Genomic DNA, 16941 nt, shown 5'->3' with positions numbered 1-16941 from the left:
TCAGTTGCCCGTCACTTCCTTCCCCTCGGGTGCCTTGCCGGTCTCCATCTTCCCGCGCAGCGTGCCGACGTAGGCGACGACCTGGGTCAGCTCGGCGGGGGTGAGCTGCTTCTCCCAGGCCGGCATGCCCTTGGCGGCGACGCCCTCGGAGACGACCTTGTGGATGTCCAGCAGCTTGCCCTCGCCGTGGACCCAGTGTTTGTCGGTGAGGTTCGGGCCGACCAGGCCCTGGCCCTTGTCCGCGTGACAGGCCGCGCAGCGCAGCGCGTACACGGCCTTGCCCGCCGCGACCGTGGTCGCGTCGTTCATGGCCTTCCCCAGCGAGTCCTCCGTCTGGGTCACGGCCTTGGGCGCGCTCGCGCCCGCCGCCTTCACCTCGGCGTCATAGCTGGCGATGACGCCCGGGACGCTGCCGGTCACGTGGTAGACCACGTAGTAGACCGCGGCCCAGACGGTGCTGCCCCAGAAGATCCAAACCCACCAGCGTGGCAGCGGGTTGTCGTACTCCTGGATCCCGTCGTACTCGTGATCCATGAGCATCTCTTCGTCGCTCTTCGGAGCGGCGGGGCTCGGCTTCTCGCTAGCTTCGGACATCAGCCGTTCTCCTTCAGGTCCCGCGGCTCTTGCGGGTTTTCATCGTCCAGGGGCATCCGGCCGGCCCGCTCCCAGTGAGCGCCCAGGTCGCGCCGGTAGACGTGGAAGACCACGGCCACGAACACGGCGAAGAAGATCACCAGCGAGATCTCGGCGTACGCCGCCAGGCCCATCGAGCTCATCACGTCGGACAGCTTCATCGCGCGCTCCCTTCGCCGAGCTGGGCCTGCTTCTGGGCGTCGCCGCCCGCGGGCTGCTTCTTGATGTCGGTGCCCAGGCGCTGGAGGTAGGCGGTGAGGGCCACGATCTTCTTGCCCTCGAGCCCGGCCGGCCCGCCTTGCGTCTGGATCTCGCCTGCGATCTGCTTGGCCTGCTCCCGCGCCTGGGCCTCGGCCTTGTTCACGGAGTCGCCGTAGGGCACGCCGAGCATGGCCATCACGTCCACGCGCGCCTGGATGCCCGCGAAGTCCGTGTCGTCCTTCAAGAGCCACGGGTAGGGCGGCATGATCGACTGCGGCGTGGTCGAGCGCGGGTCTTCCATGTGGCGGACGTGCCAGAGGTGCGGGTACTTGCCGCCGACGCGGTGCAGATCGGGCCCGATGCGCCGCGAGCCCCACTGGAACGGGTGGTCGTAGACGAACTCGCCCGGCTTGCTGTACTCGCCGTAGCGCTCCGTCTCGGCGCGGATCGGCCGCACCATCTGCGAGTGGCAGTTGTAGCAGCCCTCGGCCAGGTAGACGTCGCGGCCGGCGAGCTCGAGGGGCGTGTAGGGCGTGACGCTGGCGATGGTCGGCACGTTCGAGCGGATCAGGAAGGTCGGGATCATCTCGAACAGCGAGGCGACGATCACCGCGAGCCCGGTCAGGATGGAGAACTTGAGCGCCTTGCGCTCCCAGGCGCGGTGGAAATCCGCGCGCACCAGGTAGCTCAAGAGGCCCTGCGCCGCCGGTTTGCCTTCGGGCTCCTTGAATTCGCCGAGGGCCGGCGCCTCGTGCTCGGGCTCCTCGTATTTTGCCGGGCGTGCCTTCCAGGTCATCAGCACGTTGACCAGGCAGAGGGTGGCGCCCACCACGAACAGCGTGCCGCCGGCGACGCGCACCCAGTACATCGGGATGAGCCGCATCACGGTCTCGACGAAGTCCGGGTAGGCCAGGCGCCCGGTCTCGTCGAAGGCCCGCCACATCAGGCCCTGCGTCACGCCCGCAGCGTAGATGGGCACGATGTAGAGCAGGATGCCCAGCGTCCCGAGCCAGAAGTGCAGGTTCGCCAGCTTCTTGCTCCAGAGCTCGGTCTGGAAGAGCCTCGGCGCCAGCCAGTAGGCCATGCCGAAGGTCATCATGCCGTTCCAGCCCAGCGCGCCGGAGTGCACGTGGGCGATGGTCCAGTCGGTGTAGTGCGAGAGGGCGTTGACGCTCTTGATGCTGAGCATCGGCCCCTCGAAGGTGCTCATGCCGTAGAAGGTGATACCCACCACGAAGAACTTGAGCACCGGCTCCTCGGCGACCTTGTTCCAGGCGCCGCGCAGGGTCATGAGCCCGTTGATCATGCCGCCCCAGGACGGCATCCAGAGCATGACCGAGAAGATCATCCCCAGGGTGGAGGCCCACTCCGGCAGCGCGGTGTAGTGCAGGTGGTGCGGGCCCGCCCAGATGTAGATGAAGACCAACGACCAGAAGTGCAGGATCGACAGCCGGTAGGAGAACACCGGCCGGTTCGCCGCCTTCGGCATGAAGTAGTACATCAGGCCCAAGAACGGCGTGGTCAGGAAGAACGCGACCGCGTTGTGGCCGTACCACCACTGCATGAATGCGTCCTGCACGCCGGCGTAGATCGAGTAGCTGCGGGTCGCCGAGGCGGGGATGGCCAGGCTGTTGAAGATGTGCAGGACCGCGACCGTGATGATGGTCGCGATGTAGAACCAGATGGCGACGTAGATGTGGCGCTCGCGGCGCTTGGCCACGGTGCCGAAGAAGTTCACGGCGAAGACCACCCAGACCACCGCGATGGCCAGATCGATGGGCCACTCGAGCTCGGCGTACTCCTTGCCGGAGGTGATGCCGAGCGGCAGCGTGAGCGCCGCCGCCACGATGATCAGCTGCCAGCCCCAGAAGTGGACCCGCGACAGCGCGTCGCTCCACATGCGCGCCTTGAGCAGGCGCTGCGACGAGTAGTAGACCGCCGCGAACACCGCGTTGCCCGCGAAGGCGAAGATGGCGGCGTTCGTGTGCAGCGGCCGGAGGCGGCCGAAGGTGAGGAACGGCAGGCCGAAGCTCAGGCTCGGCATCACCAGGATCAGCGCGACGTAGAGACCCGCCAGGGTCCCGACGACGCCCCAGATCAAGGTGGCGACGGTGAACTTGCGGACGATGTCGTCGTCGTACCGGAACTTCTCGAGGGCAGAGGTCATCGCGGGCCCGCGAAAGCACGATTCGTGCCCCGGTCGAATCTGTTCCCTGCGGGAACATCGCGCGATTTCCGCGACTTCACCGTCTTGGCGGGCGTACGGCCGGAACGCGCGTCCCGTTCTTGCAGGATCGCAGAGAGTGCCTCCGCGTACCGCGCCGACTAACAGCGTAGGGAGCCCGCCGCCGCCGGTGCCGCCCGCGCAAGCGGTGCGCCCTGGCAGCGCTGCGACGCAGCCCCTGCGCTCTTTGGAGGCGGGCAAGGGGGAGCCCCTCTCGGTCGGTCGCCGTGCCCATTCGGAACAATCTGCCGCCTCGGCGTGGATCGCCGAGCCCCCGGAGGAGGTCGCCGCGCGGCTCGGCTCGGATCTCGCGTCCGGGCTCTCGAGCGAGGAAGCGCGGCGCCGCCTGGCCCGCGATGGGCCCAACGAGCTGGCGGAGAAGCCGCCGCCGTCCCCGCTCGTGCTCTTCCTCGGTCAGTTCGCCGACGTGACGGTGCTCGCGTTGATCGCGGCGGCCCTGGTCGCGGTCGCGCTCGGCTGGAAGGAGCGAGAGTCCGCGTCATTTCTGCACCGCTTCGGCGACGCGATCGCCATCGGCATCATCGTCGTGCTCAACGCGCTGGTCGGGTTCGCGCAGCAGCGCAAGGCGGAGCGGGCGCTCAGAGCGCTCCGCGCCCTCGGCGCCCCGGTGGCCAAGGTGCTGCGGGGCGGCACGGTGGAGCGGGTTCCCGCGCACACGCTGGTGGTCGGCGACGTGATCGAGCTCGGGGAGGGCGATCGCGTCCCCGCCGACGGGCGCCTGACCGAGACCAGTGACGCCGTGGTGGACGAGTCCGCGCTGACCGGCGAGTCCGTCCCGGTGGACAAGCTCGAGGTGGGGCTGCTCGACCCGACCACACCGCTGGCGGAGCGCGCGAACATGGTGTTCTACGGCACGCACGTCGCGCGCGGGCGCGCCCGGGCGCTGGTCGTCGCGACCGGAATGCGCACCGAGCTCGGGCAGATCGCCGAGCTGCTCGGGGGCGTCGCCGCGGAGGACACGCCGCTTCAGAAGAGCCTGCACCGCTTCGGCACCAAGGTCGTGATCGCCTCTGCGCTGCTCGGCTTGCTCGTGTTCGCGGTCGGTGCGGTGCGCCTGGAGGCGCCCATCGGGTTCCTCTTGCTCACCGGCGTCAGCCTGGCGGTGGCCGCGATTCCGGAGGGCCTGCCGGCCGTCACCACCATCGTGCTCGCGCTGGGCGTGCAGCGCATGGCCAAGCAGAACGCGCTCATTCGCCGGCTGTCGGCCGTCGAGACGCTGGGCTCTGCCGACGTCATCTGCACCGACAAGACCGGGACGCTCACGCAGAACCGCATGGTGGTGCGGCGCGCCGAGGTCGGGCGCCGCAGCCTGGAGGTCGAGCACTCCGGGCAGACGACGTTCTTCGCGGAGCTGGGCGGGCGCCGCGTGGAGCCCGACTTTTCGGGGGCGGATCCGCTGGCGGAGCTGGTGCTCTCGTGCATCGCGGCGCCGGCGGCCCGGGTGGCCGAGGACGGCAGCGTGCGCGGCGATCCGACCGACGCCGCCTTGCTCCGGATCTGGCTCGCTCACGGCGCTGAGCTCGCCGCCGCCGGCCGCCAGCTCGAGAGCCTGCGCGTCGTCCCCTTCGACCGCGAGCGCAAGATGGCGACCGTCGTGACCAGCAGCGAGCGCGGAGTCGTGAGCTACTCCCACGGAGCGCCCGAGGCCGTGCTGGGGCGCGCGAGCCACGTGCTGGGCGCGCGCGGCGAAGAGCTCCCAATCGGCCCGAGCGAAGCCGCGGAGCTCTCCCGCCGGGTCGAGGAGTGGGCGTCGCTCGGGCTCAGGGTCATCGCCGTGGCCCGCGCCAAGACCGGTGCCGTCTCCCTCGAGGAGGCGACGCGGCTCGAGCGCGACGCGCTGCTCGAGAAGATCGAGCGCGACATGGTGCTGGTGGGCCTGCTCGGGATCGCGGATCCGCCGCGGCCGGAGGTGTCGCTGGCGCTCGCCAAGGCCCGGGACGCCGGCGTTCGCACCATCATGATCACCGGCGACCATCCGCTGACCGGCGAGGCCATCGCGCGCGAGCTCGGGATCCTGAACGCCCAAGAAGGCGAGGTGATCACGGGCCCGGAGATCGACACGCTGAGCGCCGCAGAGCTCGGGGAGCGGATCGAGCGCATCCGGGTTGTGGCCCGCGCCACCGCGGCCAACAAGCTGCGCCTGATCGAGGCGCTGCGCGCCCGCGGGCACGTGGTGGCGATGACCGGCGACGGGGTGAACGACGCCCCGGCGATCAAGGCCGCCGACATCGGCGTGGCCATGGGGCGAGGCGGCACGGACGTCACGCGCGAGGCCGCTGACATGGTCCTCCTGGACGACAACTACGCGACCATCGTCGGCGCCATCGAGCAGGGCCGAGTCGTCTACGACAACATCAAGCGCTTCATCGTGTTCCTGTTCTCGGTGAACGCGGGGCTGGTGCTGGCGGTGCTGGCGGCGGCAGCGGTGGGGTGGCCCCCGATCCTGACCCCGACGCAGATCCTCTGGATCAACTTGATCACCAACGGCTTGCCCGCGTTGGCGCTGGGCATGGAGCCGGTGCACCTGGATCCGATGAAGCGCGCGCCGCGGGCGAAGGGCGAAGGCCTGATCTCGCCCGGGGAGCTCGCCTGGCTGCTCTCCTACGGAGTCTTCATGGCGGTGCTCGGCGTGGCCACCTTCGCGTACTTCCACCCGCCCGTGCTGGGCGCCTCCGGCGAGACGCTGGCCCTGGCGCGCAGCGCCACCTTCACGGTGCTCGCCATCGCGCCCTTGTTCCACGCGCTGAACGCGCGCTCGCGTCGCGACTCGGTGTTCACGCTCGGCCTGTTCTCCAACGCTCGCCTGCTCAGCGCGTTCGCCATCGCGCTCGGGCTGCAGGCGGTGGCGCTGTACGTGCCAGCCTTGGGCGGGGTCTTCTCGACCACGCCGCTGCCGCCCGCCACGCTCGCCGCTGCCCTCGGCGCTTGCGCGCTGACCTGGGTGGTGGGCGAGGCGGAGAAGGCGATTCGACGGGCTTTTCGTGCTCAGCCGCAACCCTTGCGTCCTGCCGCCGAGTGACGCACGGATTGCGCAACACGCCGGGCAACTCACTTGCAATTCCCGGCGAACCCGCTGGCACGCCCACTGCACATCGAACTGGTTGACGCCGCCGCGAGAAACGGGGGCCTTCGAGGAGAACTCACATGACCACGCCCAAGAAGCCCTACCTAGTCGTCGTCGGAATCGATTTCGCGCCGAGCGGAAACACCGCGCTGGAGCGCGCCTTCGAGCTGGCGAGCGCCGAGGAGAACGGCGAAGTGCACGTCATCTACGTCGCGCGCGGCTATGGGCCGCTCGTCCACCTGGACACAGGTGCGGAAATCGTGACCGCGACCATGGACGAAGCCAGCCAGAAGCTGAAGGCCTACGTCGAGGAGAAGCTCGCCAAGTTCGTCGAGAAGCGGGCCGCCCAGGAGCTCGGGACGTTCTCGCGCGCCGTCACGCACATCCGCCTCGATGCGCCGGCGGAAGAAATCGCGCAGCTGGCCTCCGACCTCGAGGCCTCCCTGGTCGTGGTCGGCACGCACGGCCGGCGCGGGGTGCGGCGGCTCCTGCTCGGCTCGGTCGCCGAAGGTGTCGTGCGTCTGGCGCCCTGCGCGGTGCTGGTCGTACGTCCGCCGGAGGGCGGGCCGGTCGCGCAGATCGAGCCGCCCTGCCCGGACTGCGTGCGCGTGCGCGCGGAGACCAAGGGCGAGGATCTGTGGTGCCCGCGTCACCACGAGCACCACGGACGGCGCCATGTGTACCACTACGTCGGGCGCATGACCGGGGCGCGCGAGCGCCTGCCAGGCCTGGGTGGGGAGGATTGAAATCGGGCTCTGATCTTGCCTTGACCATCGCGCACACCTCGCTCGCGACCCCCTTCCACCTCCAGAAAACCGCCAAGACGCCAAGCTCGCCAAGTTCGCCAAGCCAGAAGTTTCTGAATCTCCGATTTCTGAGCTCGTCAGCTGTCCTGGCGAACTTGGCGTTCCTGCTGGCGTCTTGGCGGTTCTCTCCCGATCCCTGACGGCCCCCCATGACCACCGACTGGAAGACTCGCTACGCCGACAAGATCTCCTCCCCCCAGGCCGCGGTGAAGCTCATCCACCGCGGGCGGCGCATCTTGATCGGCTCCGGGGCCGCCGAGCCCACTAGCCTCGTCGAGGCGCTGGTCAGCCATGGCGATCACCTGGCGGACAACGAAATCGTCCACCTCCTGACCTTGGGCCCCGCGCCCTACGTCGCGCCGGGGCTCGAGCACCGCTTCCGCCATACCGCGTTCTTCATCGGGCAGAACGTGCGCGCGGCGGTGCAAGAAGGCCGCGCCGACTTCATGCCGGTGTTCCTGTCGGAGATCCCCAGCCTGATCCGCACGCGGCGCGTGCGCATCGACGTCGTGCTGGTGCAGGTGTCGCCGCCGGACGAGCACGGCTACGTGAGCCTCGGCGTCTCGGTGGACATCGTGCGCGCGGCGGTGGACTCGGCGGATCTGGTGATCGCCGAGGTGAACCCGAACATGCCGCGCGCGCTCGGGGACTCGTTCGTGCACGTGTCGCGCATCGAGAAGCTGGTGCCGGTGGACCGCCCGCTCTACGAGCTCGAGCCCGAGCCGCTCGACGATGTGTGCCGCGCCATCGGGCGCCACGTGGCCAGCCTGATCCCGGACGGCGCCACGCTCCAGACCGGGATCGGTCGCATCCCGCACGCGGTGATCGAGGCCCTCCGGACTCGCCACGACCTGGGCGTCCACACCGAGATGCTCTCCGACAGCATCGTGGATCTGGTCGAGGCCGGGGTGATCACCGGCAAGAAGAAGACGCTCTTGCCGGGCAAGATCGTCACTTCGTTCGTGATGGGCAGCAAGCGCCTGTACGACTGGGTGCACGACAACCCCGCGGTGGAGCTCCGCCCCAGCGAGTTCACCAACGACCCGTTCGTGATCGCGCGCCACGACAACATGATCGCCATCAACAGCGCGCTGGCCGTGGATCTGACCGGTCAGGTCGCGGCCGACACGCTGATGGGGCGCTTCTTCAGCGGCATCGGCGGGCAGGTGGACTTCATCCGCGGCGCGGCCCGGAGCCGCGGAGGCAAGCCCATCATCGCGCTGCCTTCCACTGCCAAGGAAGGCAAGGCGAGCCGGATCCAGGCGGGCCTGGAGGAGGGTGCCGGCATCGTCACCAGTCGCGGCGACGTGCACTACATCGCCACCGAGTTCGGAGTCGCCGACCTCTGGGGCAAGAGCATCCGCGAGCGCGCCACGGCGCTGACGGAGATCGCGCACCCCGACTTCCGCGCGGAGCTCTTGAACGCGGCAAAGGCCCGCAAGTACGTGTTCGTGGATCAGACGGTGTCGCGCGCTCGCTACCCCTGGGAGGAAGAGAGCGAGGTCGAGCTCGCCGGCAAGCGCCTCAGGGTCCGGCCGGTGCGCGCGGCGGATCTGGAGACGCTCCAGGACATGTTCTACCGGCTCTCCGGCGAGTCCACCTACCTGCGCTTCTTGCAGCACAAGAAGAGCCACCCTTACGAAGAGATGCTCGATCTGGTGAACCTGGACTACACCAGCAACATGGCCCTGGTGGTCTGCGACGAGACCGGGCCGGCGCCGGACATCCTGGCCATGGCGCGCTACGACGTGGATCCGGCCACCGGCTTCGCCGACATCGCCTTCGTGGTCCGGGACGAGTGGCAGGGCAAGGGTCTCGGCACGCTGCTCATGCGGCGCATGGCCGAGATCGGCCGCGAGCGCGGCCTCGCCGGCTTCACCGCCACGGTCCACTCGACCAACGCCAAGATGCTCGGCGTCTTCCACAAGAGCGGCCTGAAGGTACGCACGACCCTCGACAGCGGGGTGTACTCGGTGAAGATGCGCTACCCCGAGCCCGAGGCCCCCGAGGCCGACCTGGCGCCCATTTCCCGACGCCGAGCGTGACGGCCTCGACGAGCCCGGCGCGCGTTGGCATGATTCGCGGAAGTCAGAGGTAAGTTCAGTGAGGCGCATTCTAGTCCCCGTCGACTACTCCGAGCCCAGCCGGGCCGTGCTCAAGTTCGCCTCCGAGATCGCGCGCCACCTGGGCGGCGAGCTCACGGTGGTACACGTCTGGGAGTGCATGCCCCACGCGCCGCCGGATCTCACGGTCAAGGGCAAGGACGGCAAGCTCAGGAAGCTCGCCGACGTGATCCGCGAGAACGCCGAGACCGAGATGCAGCAGTTCCTCGCCCAGACCGAGCTGCCCAAGGGCCTGCCGGTGAAGAGCCGGGTCGAGAGCGGCGACGCCGCCAAGTGCATCCTCGGGGATCTGGACTCGGGTGAGTTCGATCTGTTGGTCATGGGCACCCACGGCCGCGGGGGCGTGAAGCACCTGGTCTTGGGCAGCGTCGCCGAGAAGATCGTGCGTTCCTCCAAGGTCCCGGTGATCACCGTGCCGGCCCGAGGCTGAGCTCTTGCGATGAACCACCCGCTGCCGAAGAGCCCCAGCTTCCGGCTCGTGGTCACCGGCGGCCCGGGCGGCGGCAAGACCACGGCCATCGACCTGTTCCGCCGCGAGCTCGGCGCGCGCGTGGTGGTGGTGCCGGAGAGTGCCACCATCATGTTCACCGGCGGGTTTCCCCGCGTGGACGACGCCGACGCGCGGCGCTCGGCGCAGACAGCCATCTACCACGTGCAGCGAAACCTCGAGGACGTGCAGAGCGCGCTGCACCCGGAGCGCGTGCTGCTCTGCGATCGGGGCACGGTGGACGGTGCAGCCTACTGGCCGGGCACCCCGGACGACTTCTTCGTCGCGATGGGCACGAGCTTCGAGGCGGAGCTCGGGCGCTACGACGCAGTGGTGTTCTTCCAGAGCGCCGCGGTCGGCGGGCTCAGCATCGAGGGCGGCAACCCGGCGCGGACCGAGTCCGACGCGGAGGCCCTGGCGCTCGACAAGGAGCTCAGGGCTCTGTGGTCGAAGCACCCGCGCTTCTTCCTGGTGCCCCACCGCGCGAGCTTCTTCGAGAAGATCAGCATGGGCCTGGCGATCTTGCAGAGCATCGTGGCCACGCTGGACGCGACCCGAAGCGGGGAGTGAAGCAGGGGTCGATCAGCGCCAGAGCGGCTCGCCCGAGCCGGGCTCCCGGAGCTCCACGGTCTTGCCACCCTTCTTGACGCGCGTGGCGTAGATCACCACGCCGCTGCGTTTTGCGACGCGCGAGCCCTCGACGCTCACGCGCTCGGAAGGGGCAAAGGTGAGGCCGTGCCGGTCGAGGTACCAGTCCGGCGCCAGGTCGATCACCACCGCGCCCTCGGCGCCGGGCTGGACGCGGAGCTGGACGCCGGAGGCCAGCCGGTCGCTCGGCGCGATGCGATCGACCCCGAGCACCTCACCCTCGATGGCGGCGGCGGAGTGGGCGGGCTCGGCGGCACGCTGGGCGGGGAAGCTCGGCGGCCCCGGTGGTCCGCACGCGCCGGCGAGCGACAGGACGATCAGCAATCGAAGCGCGCGCATGCTGGTCTCGGGTGCATCGCGCGTGCCCGGGCAAATCTCCGCTGGACGCGCGGCTCCGGCGCGCAACGCCTGCCGTAGCGCTGAGCAAACACGCAGGCTTTGCCGCGAAACGTAGGCCAATGTCGCCGAATTCCGGCCATGTGGGCTGGAACGCGCCTTGCTCCCTTCACTCCTGGCCAGTCGAGCCAAGGAGTGACAGCCATGGCAAACATCGCAGTTCACAAGGAACCTCAGGCCAAATCGACGCGCCCGGAGCGGGAGTGGGATCCATTCCGCACCATGCGTGACGTGTTGCGCTGGGATCCCTTCGGTGAAATTGCTCCTCGCTGGTTCGGGGAGGATCTGGGTTTCAACGCAGCCTTCGAGGTCAAGGAGAGCAAGGACGCCTTCGTGTTCAAGGCCGATCTGCCCGGGATCAGGGCCGAGGATCTGGACGTCAAGCTGACCCAGAACCGGCTGACCGTCTCCGGCAAGCGCGAGGCCGAGAAGTCCGAGAAGGGCGACACCTTCTACACCTTCGAGCGCTCCTACGGCAGCTTCGTGCGGTCGTTCACCCTGCCCGAGGGCGTGGACGGCGAGAAGGTCGAGGCCGACCTCAAGGACGGCGTCTTGACCTTGAAGGTGCCGAAGAAGCCCGAAGCGCAGCCGAAGCAGATCAACGTCAAGAGCAAGTGAGCAAGCAGATGCACGTCTGGCACCTCGAGCAGGACACGCCTCGGCGCCCGGAGCGCGTCGGCTCGGGGGAGCCAGTCGTGGTGTGCGTGGGCACCTGGCCGGTCGCGCCGGGTCAGAGCGTGTGGACGACCTTCCAGGTCAGAGAGCGTACGGGCCGGCGCTGGCAGGACACGCGCAAGGCGCGCTGGGTGCGAAACGACGGTCCGAACAGCTACTGGGAGATCGCCCTCGGCCGCTTCGAGCGCGGCGACGAGGTCGAGTACGCGGTCTTCGGTGAGGACGCCGCGGGGCTCGTGGTGGCGACGCGACACTTCGTCATCCAGGTCGAAGGAGAGCCGGCTCCCGCGAGCGAACGCGGCGGGCAGCCGGCGCGGCAGGCGGCGGCGCACGCATGACCCGGGCGGTCCTGCTCCCGCTCGCTGCCCTCTGCCTGTCTCTCCTGCCGCTGCCCGTCGCCGGCGCACCCGTCGCCGAGCGGCCGCTACCGGTCGTCGATCTGAACGTTCACCTGCCGTACCAGCTGGTGGCGCAAGGCCGCTCGCTGACCCACGCCTCGGGCCAGGCGGACGCGCCGCGGCTGCGCCGGGGCGGGGTGATCGGGGTCGTCTTGCCGCTCGTGGGAGGCGAGCGTCGAGCGCGTCCAGAGCCCGCGTATCACACGCTCTATCGCGCGCTCTGGGCGGGCCCCGAGCTGCGCATTCCGGGTTGCCGCCGCCCCGGACCGGGCATTCGGACCTGGCTCGCCCTCGAAGGCGGAGCGACCTTGGCGGCGGCGCCGACCAGCGCCGGGCTCTGGGCCACGCGCGGCGTGCGCCTGTTCGGTCTGGTCCACGATCGCGACGGCGAGCTCGCGACCAGCGCGATGACGCCGCCCCCCGTGCTCACCGGGCTCACCCCGCTCGGCAGGGAAGTGACGCGCAAGGTGTACGCCGCGGGCGGCGTCGTGGACGTGTCCCACGCCTCCGAGATGACGCTCCGGGACGTGCTCGAGATCGCTCGCGAGACCGGCGCGCCGGTGGTGGCGTCCCACGCCAACGCGCGGGCGCTGGCCGAGCACCCGCGGAACCTCACGGACTCCCAGCTCGCCGACATCGGGCGGAGCGGCGGTGTGGTCGGCATCAGCTTCCACCGGCGCCTTCTGGCCCGAGGTCGCGAGGCGGAGCTGTCGCACGTGGTCGCGCACATCCGGCACGTGGCCAAAGTGGCGGGCATCGACGCGGTGGCGATCGGCTCGGGATTCGAGGGCGGGATCACGCCGCCGCACGCGCTCTTGAATGCGACGCGCTTTCCGCGCCTCGGCCAAGCGCTCGCGGACTCCGGCATGCCGAGGCACGAGGTGCGCAAGGTGCTCGCGGGCAACGCGCTACGCGTGCTCTGTCCGTCGAAGGCGCGCTGACAGCGCGAGCACGCGCTCCACCGCGCCCGCGAGCAGCTCGCCGGCGCGCGCCACACTCTCCGCCTCGGTCATCGGGCCGTCGGCCAGCGGGAAGGCCGCGATCAAGCCGTGCTCGGCGAGCAGCGCGGCTTCGACGGCGACGCGGCCGGCGAACGCGATCACCGGGACGCCCGCGCGCTGGCAGCGCTCCCCGAGCCGGCAGACCAGCTTGCCTTGCAGCGTCTGCGCGTCCAGACAGCCTTCGGCCGTGAGCACCAGCTCCGCGTCCCGCAGGCGGCGCTCGAGCTCGACGGCGTCGAGCACGAAGTCCGCGCCCGGCGCGAGCCGCGCGCCGGCGAACGCCGCGAGGCCGAAGCCGAGCCCCCCTGCCGCGCCGGCGCCCGGTGTGTCCGCGGCGAAGCCCGCCAGCTCTGCGAGGCGTGCGAGCGCGCGGTCGAGCGCCCGCGCTTCGTCCGCGCTCGCGCCTTTCTGCGCTGCGAACAGCAGCGACGCGCCGGTCGGTCCAGTGAGCGGGCTCGACACGTCGCACAGCGCGACGACCTCGACCTTCGCCAGGCGCGGATCCACGCTGCCGCGCTCGAGGCGCGTGACGCGGTCGAGGTCCCGCGCGGTCACGGGGCAGGGCGCTCCCACCAGCTCGAGACCCAGCGCTTGCAGCGCGCCGGCGCCGCCGTCGTTGGTCGCGCTGCCACCGAGCGCGATCAGCACGCGCTCCACGCCCGCGTCCAGCGCCGCGCGGATCAGCTGGCCCACGCCGTAGCTCGACGCCGAGAGCACGTCCCGGTGAGCGCTGAGCCGGGCGAGCCCGATGGCTTCGGCGCTCTCGACGAGCGCGGTGCGTCCGCCTTCGAGCAGTCCGAGGCGCGCGACGACCTCGTGGCCGAGCGCGCCCTTCACCCGGGCCGAGCGGAGCTCGCCGCCCCAGGCAGCGAGCAGCGCCTCCAAGCTGCCCTCGCCGCCGTCGGCGAGGGGAAGCACCCCGATCACGCTCCCGCCGGCGCGCTCGACGCCCCGCGCCATCGCCTCCGCCGCGGCCTTCGCGGTCAGGCTGCCCTTCAGCTTGTCCGGCGCGACGAGCACTCGCATCTGGGCAATCATCGCGGTTTTTGGCCACGCGGGGGGAAGTTCGGCGGCCGCGGGAATAGACGGCCCACAGCCACCGTCGAACGAGCGGCGTGCGGTCCGGCGCGCGGGGTCTCGGCTGTTCGAGAATCCACCGCAAGCGGGTTGCGCGACCCGGTTCGCGAAGTAAGGCTTGGTGGGTTCGGCCGGCCGTGCTAAGCGGTCCGCCGCTGGTTTGTCTAGGAGGCTCGGGACGCCATGAAACGATATATTCCTTGGTTGGGTTTGGGTTTGTTGGCCGCTGCATTCGGCGGTTCGACGTTCGCGTGTAGCAGTGACAGCGGCGGCGGCAGCGGCGGCAGCGGCGCGACCGCGAGCGGCGGCGTCGGCGGCGGGCCGGTCGGCGGCGCTGGCGGCGCAGTCGGCGGCGCTGGCGGCTCGGGCGCCACGGGCGGCGGCGGCACCGGCGGCGGGACGGCCACCAAGCTCGGCGCGAAGTGCACCAAGGACGCAGAGTGCGGCGCTGGCCTCACCTGCTTGCTCGCCAGCGGCACCGACTTGGACGGCGAGGGAGCGCCGAAGGGGCTCTGCACCGCGGAGTGCTCGGCCGATCCGAGCGTTTGCGGACAGTTCGCCTCCAACGCGATCTGCCTGAACTACGACACCGGCAAGGGCTACTGCCTCGAGGGCTGCAGCTTCGGCCCGTCCGGCCTGCAGGCCTTCGACTCCAAGAAGTGCCACGGGCGCCCGGAGATGGCCTGTAGCGGCCTGCTCGGCTCGACCGCGGGCGGCGACTGCGGCCCGCCGAACTACGACTGCCCGACGGGCGAGGCCTGCGGCAACGACAACAAGTGCCATCCGATCATCCCCGCCTGCGTGCCGCGCTGCAACGCGGACGCGGACTGCGGCACCGGCCTGAAGTGCAACCCGCAGTCGGGCCTCTGCACCGCGGGCGCGCTGACCGGCAAGAAGCTCGGTGAGGCGTGCACGGTGAACGAAGACGCGGGCACCTCGGACTGCGAGGGCGTCTGCATCAACTTCGGAGACGACCTCCGAAGCTGCGGCTCCGCCTGCACCATCGGCGCCAACCCGTCCTGCGGCTGGAGCGGCAGCGGCCCCGCGCCGTCGTTCTGCATGTACGCCACCAGCGTGGTCGCGGACAACGGCGGACCCGGACTGGGTGATCTCGGTCTCTGCATCCAGTTCTGCGACTGCAACGCGGATTGCAAGACGCCGGGCCTGGTCTGCAGCGACTTCGGCACCAGCGCGGATGCGACCAGCATCAAGAACTACCTCAAGCGCAAGGGTGCGTGCTTCAACCCGAAGAACTCGCAAGACGGCGCCATCAACCCGGGCATCCCGAGCTGCGGCACGGACGCGGGCACGGGCGGCACGGGCGGCACGGGCGGCACGGGCGGCACGGGTGGCACCACCAGCGACGCCAGCACCGACTGACCGAGCTCCCGAGCTCCGACCAACGCCCACTCGGCTCTTGCCGGGTGGGCGTTGTCGTATTTGGGGGACTCAGTCCTCGGTGGCAGCCGGCGCGGCCCGCGATACCGCGGCGGTCACGGCGACTCAGTCGCCCTTCGGCTGCGTCAGCTCCGGCGCCTCGCCGACGCTCTCGCCGGTCGTGTCCACCACGTCGCCTCCGGGGGCGCCGCCCGCTGCATCGATGGAGCCGAAGCCGCTCGTCACGACGTGGATCCGACCGCTCGCGATGCGGCGATCGACGGCCGCTCGCACCAGCCGGGCGACGAGCCGGCGCGTCGGCGGGATCAGAAACGACAGACCGACCACATCGGTGAGGACCCCCGGCGCCATCAAGAGCGCACCGCCGGCGATCACGAGCACTCCGTCGATGATGCCCTGCTCCGGCGTGCGTAGCTCCGCCAGAGCGCGCGCCCAGGCGCGCCACACGCGCAAGCCCTCCCGCTTGGCGAGCCACGCGCCCAGGGCGCCCGTGCCCACCGTGAGCGCGACCGTGGGCCAGAAGCCGATCAGGCCGCCGACCCGGAGGAGCAGCACGAGGTCCACGAAGGGCAGGACCACGAACAATGCGAACAGCAGCCAGCCCACACCCGACTAGCTACCACGTCGCCCCTGTCAGCTCTTGCTGCCCCCGCAGAATCAGGCGCCACGGCGCCACAGCACAAAAAGAAAACGGGCGCGGTGCCGGAGCGCCGCGCCCGTCTCGAGCCGAAGCCCGAAGCGTCGAGCTACTTCTTCTCGGCAGCCGGCTTCGCGAGCTTCTTCTCTCCAGCGGCCGCCGGCTTGGCCTCTTCGGCCTTGGGAGCGGCCTCCTTCTTGGCCTCCCACGGCTTGGCCGGGAGGGCCTTCGGCTTGACGCCGGCCTTTTCCGCAGCTTCGCAGCCGCGCGTCTGGTCCGTGGCCTTGCCGCCGCGCCACAGGATCTTGAACTCGACGCGACGGTTCTTCTCCATCGCCTCGGGCGTCTCGCCCGTGTCCACCAGGCAGTAGAAGCCGTAGCCCTGCGAGAACAGGCGCTCCTTCTCGACGCCGCGGGTCACGAGCTCCTTGGAGACCGAGTCCACGCGCTTCTGGGTGAGCGTCTTGTTGAAGCCGGCGTCGCCCTCCTTCGAGGCGTGGCCGCCGACCTCGACCAGCTGCAGGTCGGGGTTCTTCTTCAGCACGTCCGCGACCGCGTCCAAGATCGGCTTGGACTCGTCCTCGATGCCGGCGGAGCCCTTCTTGAACTGGATCTTCTGGCTGATCTTCACTTCGGATCCGACCAGCATGACCAGCGGCTTCTTGTCCGGGCAGCCGTCGTCGTCCTCGAACTCGTTCTTGGTCTCCGGCTCGTTCGGGCACTTGTCAGCAGCGCCCATCACCCCGTCGCCGTCCGGATCCTGGTTCGGGCAGCCGTCCTTGGGGTCCGGCGGCTGGCCGTCTTCCTTCTCGGCGGGGCACTTGTCGTCCGCGTTGGCGATGCCGTCGCCATCGTCATCCGGAGGGGTCGCCGGGGGCGGCGGAGGAGGAGCATTTCCAGCCTCCATCGAGCCGCTCATGCTCGCTTCAGCCGTGCAGCCCATGAACGCGCCGGCGCTGAGCGCCAGCAGCACCACCGCGGACGCCGTAACCGACGTGTTTCGCAAAGTACGCATCTTCAAGAAACCCTCCTTCAGGTCCAACCAAACTCTGCCGTGAGCAGCCCTCGTATTGGCGGGCTACGGTCACAGCGGGCGGGACCTTCCCACACTGGGACGGCCCGGCCAAGCGCCAAAAGCGCGCTTGTCGCAGC

General features: G+C 70.1%; 16 protein-coding genes. 9 read left to right on the top strand and 7 right to left on the bottom strand.

Annotated features, from left to right (window positions below):
* From HS104_12515 to ccoN, 3 genes are read right to left on the bottom strand one after another with little or no spacing between them, the layout of a single operon-like run.
* On the bottom strand, positions 1-594 hold the full coding sequence (locus HS104_12515) for a c-type cytochrome (GenBank protein MBE7480791.1): 594 nt from the start codon (positions 592-594) through the stop codon (positions 1-3).
* Positions 594-794 carry a CcoQ/FixQ family Cbb3-type cytochrome c oxidase assembly chaperone gene (locus HS104_12510; protein MBE7480790.1) on the bottom strand — a complete coding sequence of 67 codons (201 nt, stop codon included), beginning with the start codon at positions 792-794 and terminating at the stop codon, positions 594-596. Before HS104_12510 ends, HS104_12515 begins: the two co-directional genes overlap by 1 nt.
* Positions 791-3001 carry a cytochrome-c oxidase, cbb3-type subunit I gene (ccoN, locus tag HS104_12505; protein ID MBE7480789.1) on the bottom strand — a complete coding sequence of 737 codons (2211 nt, stop codon included), beginning with the start codon at positions 2999-3001 and terminating at the stop codon, positions 791-793. Before ccoN ends, HS104_12510 begins: the two co-directional genes overlap by 4 nt.
* Positions 3002-3188: 187 nt before the next feature.
* Between ccoN and HS104_12500 the strand changes: the two genes are divergently transcribed.
* The 5 genes from HS104_12500 to HS104_12480 all read left to right on the top strand — a co-directional run bounded on the left by HS104_12500 (position 3189) and on the right by HS104_12480 (position 10129).
* Entirely contained in the window at positions 3189-6098 is a 2910-nt protein-coding gene (locus HS104_12500; protein ID MBE7480788.1) for a cation-transporting P-type ATPase, read from the top strand.
* 125 nt (positions 6099-6223) lie between these two features.
* Positions 6224-6889: a universal stress protein gene (locus HS104_12495; GenBank protein ID MBE7480787.1), complete on the top strand. Its 666-nt coding sequence runs from the start codon at positions 6224-6226 to the stop codon at positions 6887-6889.
* Positions 6890-7098: 209 nt separating this feature from the next.
* Positions 7099-8994 carry a GNAT family N-acetyltransferase gene (locus HS104_12490; GenBank protein ID MBE7480786.1) on the top strand — a complete coding sequence of 632 codons (1896 nt, stop codon included), beginning with the start codon at positions 7099-7101 and terminating at the stop codon, positions 8992-8994.
* Between the two features lie 58 nt (positions 8995-9052).
* Positions 9053-9502: a universal stress protein gene (locus HS104_12485; protein MBE7480785.1), complete on the top strand. Its 450-nt coding sequence runs from the start codon at positions 9053-9055 to the stop codon at positions 9500-9502.
* A 9-nt stretch (positions 9503-9511) separates the two neighbouring features.
* Positions 9512-10129, top strand: a complete 618-nt coding sequence (locus HS104_12480; protein MBE7480784.1) for an AAA family ATPase — start codon at positions 9512-9514, stop codon at positions 10127-10129.
* Between the two features lie 12 nt (positions 10130-10141).
* Here the strand turns inward: HS104_12480 and HS104_12475 are convergent, their stop codons facing one another.
* Positions 10142-10546: a hypothetical protein gene (locus HS104_12475; GenBank protein MBE7480783.1), complete on the bottom strand. Its 405-nt coding sequence runs from the start codon at positions 10544-10546 to the stop codon at positions 10142-10144.
* A gap of 201 nt (positions 10547-10747) precedes the next feature.
* On the opposite strand from HS104_12475, the gene HS104_12470 reads away from it, so the two are divergent.
* Genes HS104_12470 through HS104_12460 form a run of 3 tightly spaced genes read left to right on the top strand, consistent with a single transcriptional unit; the run spans position 10748 to position 12617 of the window.
* A complete protein-coding gene (locus HS104_12470; protein ID MBE7480782.1) occupies positions 10748-11221 on the top strand; it encodes an Hsp20/alpha crystallin family protein in 474 nt (157 codons plus the stop codon).
* Entirely contained in the window at positions 11218-11616 is a 399-nt protein-coding gene (locus HS104_12465) for a hypothetical protein (GenBank protein ID MBE7480781.1), read from the top strand. Before HS104_12470 ends, HS104_12465 begins: the two co-directional genes overlap by 4 nt.
* Positions 11613-12617 carry a membrane dipeptidase gene (locus tag HS104_12460; protein MBE7480780.1) on the top strand — a complete coding sequence of 335 codons (1005 nt, stop codon included), beginning with the start codon at positions 11613-11615 and terminating at the stop codon, positions 12615-12617. Before HS104_12465 ends, HS104_12460 begins: the two co-directional genes overlap by 4 nt.
* Here the strand turns inward: HS104_12460 and HS104_12455 are convergent.
* A complete protein-coding gene (locus tag HS104_12455) occupies positions 12585-13703 on the bottom strand; it encodes a glycerate kinase (GenBank protein ID MBE7480779.1) in 1119 nt (372 codons plus the stop codon). The genes HS104_12460 and HS104_12455 overlap by 33 nt on opposite strands.
* A 234-nt stretch (positions 13704-13937) precedes the next feature.
* Between HS104_12455 and HS104_12450 the strand changes: the two genes are divergently transcribed.
* Positions 13938-15134 carry a hypothetical protein gene (locus HS104_12450; GenBank protein MBE7480778.1) on the top strand — a complete coding sequence of 399 codons (1197 nt, stop codon included), beginning with the start codon at positions 13938-13940 and terminating at the stop codon, positions 15132-15134.
* A gap of 123 nt (positions 15135-15257) precedes the next feature.
* On the opposite strand, the gene HS104_12445 is transcribed toward HS104_12450, so the two are convergent.
* Positions 15258-15758: an FxsA family protein gene (locus tag HS104_12445; GenBank protein MBE7480777.1), complete on the bottom strand. Its 501-nt coding sequence runs from the start codon at positions 15756-15758 to the stop codon at positions 15258-15260.
* A 140-nt stretch (positions 15759-15898) separates the two neighbouring features.
* Positions 15899-16804 (bottom strand): OmpA family protein, encoded by a 906-nt coding sequence (locus HS104_12440; GenBank protein ID MBE7480776.1) that lies wholly within the window; start codon positions 16802-16804, stop codon positions 15899-15901.
* Positions 16805-16941: the final 137 nt, after the last annotated feature.

This window comes from Polyangiaceae bacterium, assembly GCA_015075635.1.
In the GTDB taxonomy this organism is placed as follows: Bacteria; Myxococcota_A; Polyangia; order Polyangiales; family Polyangiaceae; genus JADJKB01.
This window is presented reverse-complemented; position numbering and strand designations above follow the sequence as displayed.